This window comes from Microbacterium sp. HMWF026 (assembly GCF_003061325.1).
In the GTDB taxonomy this organism is placed as follows: domain Bacteria; phylum Actinomycetota; class Actinomycetes; order Actinomycetales; family Microbacteriaceae; genus Microbacterium; species Microbacterium testaceum_E.
In genome coordinates this window covers 1-4,985 of record NZ_QAJB01000210.1, presented here as the reverse complement: position 1 = coordinate 4,985, position 4,985 = coordinate 1, and the positions used below count along the sequence as shown (strand labels likewise).

At 71.9% G+C, this 4,985-nt stretch carries 4 protein-coding genes; all 4 read left to right on the top strand.

What is annotated here, in order from left to right; translation table 11 throughout:
• Nucleotides 1-2 precede the first annotated feature (2 nt).
• The 4 genes from mtrB to hpf all read left to right on the top strand — a co-directional run bounded on the left by mtrB (nt 3) and on the right by hpf (nt 4,831).
• On the top strand, nt 3-1,643 hold the full coding sequence (gene mtrB, locus DBR36_RS08760) for an MtrAB system histidine kinase MtrB (RefSeq protein WP_108318608.1): 1,641 nt from the start codon (nt 3-5) through the stop codon (nt 1,641-1,643).
• Nucleotides 1,640-3,298 carry an LpqB family beta-propeller domain-containing protein gene (locus DBR36_RS08755; protein ID WP_108318606.1) on the top strand — a complete coding sequence of 553 codons (1,659 nt, stop codon included), beginning with the start codon at nt 1,640-1,642 and terminating at the stop codon, nt 3,296-3,298. The genes mtrB and DBR36_RS08755 overlap by 4 nt, the downstream gene beginning before the upstream one ends.
• Nucleotides 3,299-3,389: 91 nt before the next feature.
• Complete coding sequence (locus DBR36_RS08750; protein ID WP_108318604.1) at nt 3,390-4,064, top strand: ComF family protein; 675 nt, start codon at nt 3,390-3,392, stop codon at nt 4,062-4,064.
• Between the two features lie 104 nt (nt 4,065-4,168).
• Complete coding sequence (hpf, locus tag DBR36_RS08745; protein ID WP_108318602.1) at nt 4,169-4,831, top strand: ribosome hibernation-promoting factor, HPF/YfiA family; 663 nt, start codon at nt 4,169-4,171, stop codon at nt 4,829-4,831.
• The last annotated feature ends 154 nt before the right edge of the window (nt 4,832-4,985 follow it).

Below are 4,985 nucleotides of genomic sequence, written 5' to 3'. Positions count from 1 at the left end.
GTGTGCGGGACTGGCGGGCGATGCGGGACCGTCTCGCGACGCTCTGGCGTCGGTCGCTGCGCTTCCGCACAATCGTCATCACCGTCACACTGACCGCCGTGACGATCCTCGTGACGTGCGTCGCGATGGCCCTCGTCATCCAGAACGAGCTCTTCACCGCCCGCAAGGACCAGGTGCTGCTCGAGGCGCAGCGGGCCACGGCGGCGGCGCAGGCGACCCTCGACGCGGCGGTGGACTCCACCGACCCCGCGGCGGCGCAGACGCTCATGAACGGCATCGCCACGCGCCTGTCGCAGCAGTCCTCGAGCGATCTGATCGCGCTGTACCGCATCGGTCCGCCCTCGCCGCTGGCCCCGCAGCCGTTCATCTCGCCCGCGTTCCAGTCCCGGCTGGTCACCGAGGCGCTGCGCACCCAGGTGCAGTCGAGCCCCGACCTGCAGTGGTGGCAGTCGGTGGCGCTTCCCGCCGACAACGGGCGCGACGTGCCCGGCATCCTGGTGGGGCACCAGTTGCGCTTCCCCGCCGAGGACGGCGTCGACTACTACGAGCTGTACATGGGGTACGACCTGACCAGCGCCTCGCAGACGCTCGCCTTCGTGCAGGTGCTGCTGTGGGTGGTCGGCCTCGTCCTGGTCGTGCTCATCGGGGCGATCGCCTGGTTCGTGCTGCGCTCGGTGACGACGCCGATCGCGGATGCCGCCGAGACCAGCGCGAAGCTCGCGGCGGGCGATCTGGGCGTGCGGCTGCCCGTCCGCGGCGAGGACGAGCTGGCGACGTTGAACCGCTCGTTCAACGCCATGGCCGACAGCATCGAGTCGCAGATCAAAGAGCTCGCCGACCTCTCGCTCGTGCAGCAGCGTTTCGTGTCGGACGTCTCGCACGAGCTGCGCACGCCGCTGACGACGATCCGTCTCGCGGCCGACATGATCAACGACCAGCGCGAGGAGTTCGATCCCGCGACGGGTCGCGCGGCCGAGCTGCTGCACGCCCAGGTGCAGCGCTTCGAGGTGCTGCTGACCGATCTGCTCGAGATCAGCCGCTACGACGCCGGGTCCGTCCAGCTCGAGCTCGAGGCGACGAGCCTCGCCCACCTGGCCGAGGACGTCATCCTGTCGATGGAGCAGCTGGCCGAGGGACACGGCTCCGACGTCCGCCTCGTCGCGCCGGGCGGGTACACCCCGGTCGAGATGGACGCCCGACGCGTGCGGCGCATCGTCCGCAACCTGCTCGGCAACGCGATCGAGCACGGCGAAGGACGCCCCATCGTGGTGTCGGTGGACAGCGATCGGGATGCCGTCGCCCTCGGCGTGCGCGACTTCGGCCTGGGCATGCGCCCCGACGACGTCGAGCGCGTGTTCGACCGCTTCTGGCGGGCCGACCCCTCGCGCGTCCGCACGATCGGCGGAACGGGTCTGGGTCTGTCGATCGCCCTCGGCGATGCGCGCCTGCACGGCGGCACCCTGGCGGTGTGGTCCGAACCCGGACGCGGGTCGAACTTCGTCCTGACGCTCCCGCGCAACGGTCGGCCCGTGAACAGTTCGCCCCTGCCGCTCGTCCCGGACGACGAGCAGGGCGGCGCCCTCGAGGCGTTCGGCCTGACCCAACCCATCGCCACCCGCCCCGGCATCCGGAGGACGACATGAGACGCGCGCTCGCCCTCGTCAGCCTCGCGCTGGTGCTCGCGCTCGCCGCCTGCACGGGCCTTCCCACCTCGGGATACGTCAACCCGGGTCGAGGACCTCAGACCGACGACACGCAGGCTTTCGCCTTCGTGCCCGACGGCCCCCAGGACGGGGCGGCCCCGGCCGACATCGTCGAGGGGTTCCTGCGGGCCGGATCCGGTCCCACCGACGACTGGGCCACGGCCAAGATGTTCCTCGCGCCGGGCACCTCCTGGGACCCGCGCGCCCGCGTCACCATCGACCGCCTCTCGGACCGCCGCGCGGCCGCGACCTCGGACGGCACGGGTGTCACGGTGGCGCTGACCACGGTCGCCGGAGTGGATGCCACCGGCGCCTACGCGCCGTCCGCGTCGGGGGTGAGCGAGACGTTGAATTTCACCCTCGCGCAGGTCGAAGGGCAGTGGCGTATCACCTCCGCGCCGGACGGCGTGGTGCTGTACGAAGAGGTGTTCCCGACCGTCTACCAGTCGGCATCCGTCGCGTACTTCGATCCGACGTGGAGCTTCATCGTCCCGGACGTCCGGTGGTTCCCGCGCCCGCTGGTGGCCAGCCGCGTCGCGACCGCCCTGGTCGACGGGCAGCCCAGCCCGTGGCTCGCCGGCGCGGTCAAATCGGCCTTCCCGGACGAGCTGTCGCTCGTGGGACGCTCGGTGACGCTGTCGTCGGGCGGAGTCGCGCAGGTGCAGCTGCCGCAGGCGGCGCTGAGCCTGGACCGCACGACCCTGGACCGCATGCAGACGCAGCTCGTGCGCAGTCTGTCGAGCGCCGGGATCAGCGACGTGCAGATGACCGTGGACGGCGCGCCCGTCACGGCATCCGAGGTGCCCGTGCGCGTGACCCGGGTCGATCCGGCGCCGGCTGTTCTCACCGCGCTCGGTGTCTTCGGCTCGCTGTCGGGCGACGCCGTCGAACCGATCAACGGCCTGTCGGATGCCGTGGAGTCTCTGCTGCCGGCATCGGTGGAGCTCGAGGCCGACCGCAGCCTCGCAGCGGTGCGATCGCAGGACGGAGACGTCGCCAGCGCCTTGAGCGACGGACGCACGTTCCTGCTGGACGAGCGCCCGGGCCTGATCGCGCCCTCGATCGACGGTGAGGGGGCCATCTGGAGCGTGCCCTCGGCGTCGCCGACGCAGGTGCGCGTCATCACGGCCGAGGGGGTGCCGCGCGAGGTCGGCAACGCCTGGCCGGACGCCTCCGAGATCACGGCCATGCAGATCTCGCGCGACGGAACGCGCGTGGCCGCGATCGTCACCGTCTCGGGGACGCGCGAGGTGTGGCTGGCCGGGATCGAGCGCGAGAACGGCACGGTCGAGCTCGGCGCGCCCCACGTGCTCTCGTTCTCGCAGCAGGGGGCGTTCGATCTGGCGTGGCTCGACGACACCACCGTGGGCGTTCTGGCCACCGTCGACGGCGCGAGCCGGTTGCGCGAGCTCAACGTGGGAGGGCGCGGCACCGAGGCGGCGGCTCCCGACGGTGCGCTCATCCTGGCCGCCGGCAGCACCAGCGTGCGCGTGCTCGACGACCAGGGGCGCCTCTACAGTCGGCGCGGCAGCTCGTGGACGCTGGTGGCATCCGGCATCCGCGTTCTCGCCGCCCAGCAGGGCACGACGTCCTGACCCTCCTCCCCGGCGGGACCACCGGGCCCGTTCTCCCCGGTCGGGCGTCTCGTCGCCTCACCGCGACCCCGGAGTCGGCCACCGTGATGGGATGCGGTGGATCCTTCGCTCCCTCTCCGAGGCGCTGACGTTCTGGCTGCCCCTGTCCTGCGCGGGGTGCGGAGCGGCGGACGTCTCTTTGTGCGAGGGATGCCGCTTCGCCCTCGTTCCGCGGATCCAACGCCGCTCCGTCTCATCGGGGGTGGTCGTCACCGCGGCCCTGGCGTTCGACGGCGTCGCGGCGCGGACGATCCGCGCGCTGAAAGAGGAGGGACGGACCTCGCTCGCCCGGGCGCTGGGCCCCGCGCTCGCGGCCGCGGTGCGTGCGGCCGTGGGCGCGCACGGCGTCCGCCCCGTCGTGCGGGTCACGGCCGTGCCCTCGTCGCGCGCGGCGTTCCGGCGGCGCGGTCATCGACCCGTCGAGCTCCTCGTGCGGGCGAGCGGTCTACGGTCCGAGCGCCTGCTGCGGGTGGCGCGGACGCCGCGCGATCAGCGCGGACTCGGCCGCACCGAGCGGCGCGCGAACGTGGCGGGCGCCCTCGAAGCCCGGCCGATCGACGGCGGGGTCGTGGTGGTGGTCGACGACGTCGTCACCACCGGGGCGACCCTCGTCGAGGCCGATCGCGCGCTGCGCGCGGCGGGAGCGGACCACGTCGTGGCCGTCGCGCTGGCGCACACGCCGAGGCGCGACGGATCCGCAGAGGAACCGCAGGGGAATCCGAGGTGATTGCCACGTGACAGGAGCATGACCGGCCACTAGCGTAAGGATGACTGAAGGCGACGGACGTTCCGCCCTTAGACCGGGCGGAACCCGGAACAAGGAGGTCACGGATGGACACCAACATCGTCGGCGTGGGAGTCGGTATCACCGATCGTTTCCGCTCGGTGGTCGAAGAGAAGGTCAGCCGCATCGAGCACCTGGCGCCGCGAGCGCAGGCCCTCGAGGTCAAGGTGACGCACCGCTCCTATCGCAACGGTCGCATGGAGGACGATACGGTCGAGCTCACGCTCGACGGCAAGGGTCCCGTCGTCCGGGCCGAGGCCACGGACGCCGACAAGTTCGCCGCTCTCGACCTGGCGGTCGACAAGATCTCGGAGCAGGTGCGTCGCGCCAAGGACAAGCGCGTCGACGCCCGCAACCACCCCCGCGGTGCCAAGTTCGAGAAGGGCACCGGCGAGCTGTCCGGTATCGACGTCGAGCCCGCCTCGGTCGAGGTGCTGCGCGCGGTCGCCACGGGCGAGGTGCCGATCCAGAACGCCGAGGTCGAAGAAGAGGAGTACTCGCCCGTCGTCATCCGGCAGAAGGAGTTCGGGGCCGAGTGGATGACGGTCGAAGACGCCGTCGACCGCATGGAGCTCGTCGGACACGACTTCTTCCTGTTCATCGACGCCCGCAACGATCAGCCGAGCGTCGTCTACCGCCGCAAGGGCTGGGACTACGGAGTGATCGCGCTCGCGACGCAGGCACCGCCCGCCGCGCAGGTCGCTTCGTGATCCGCTGAGCGCAGACAGACGCCCCCGGCCTCGGCCGGGGGCGTCGTGCGTTTCGCGTGCGGGCGTCAGCCGTCGAAGATGTCGCCGAGCAGCGAGCCGATGACCAGGCCGCCGAGCATGCCGCCGACCATGTTGCCCCCGCCCATGCCGCCGC

What these genes read in the sequence shown, in the direction of transcription:
- DBR36_RS08755 (WP_108318606.1), top strand. Translation starts at nt 1,640, where the DNA reads ATGAGACGCGCGCTCGCCCTCGTCAGCCTCGCGCTGGTGCTCGCGCTC.
- hpf (WP_108318602.1), top strand. Translation starts at nt 4,169, where the DNA reads ATGGACACCAACATCGTCGGCGTGGGAGTCGGTATCACCGATCGTTTC.
- DBR36_RS08750 (WP_108318604.1), top strand. Translation starts at nt 3,390, where the DNA reads ATGCGGTGGATCCTTCGCTCCCTCTCCGAGGCGCTGACGTTCTGGCTG.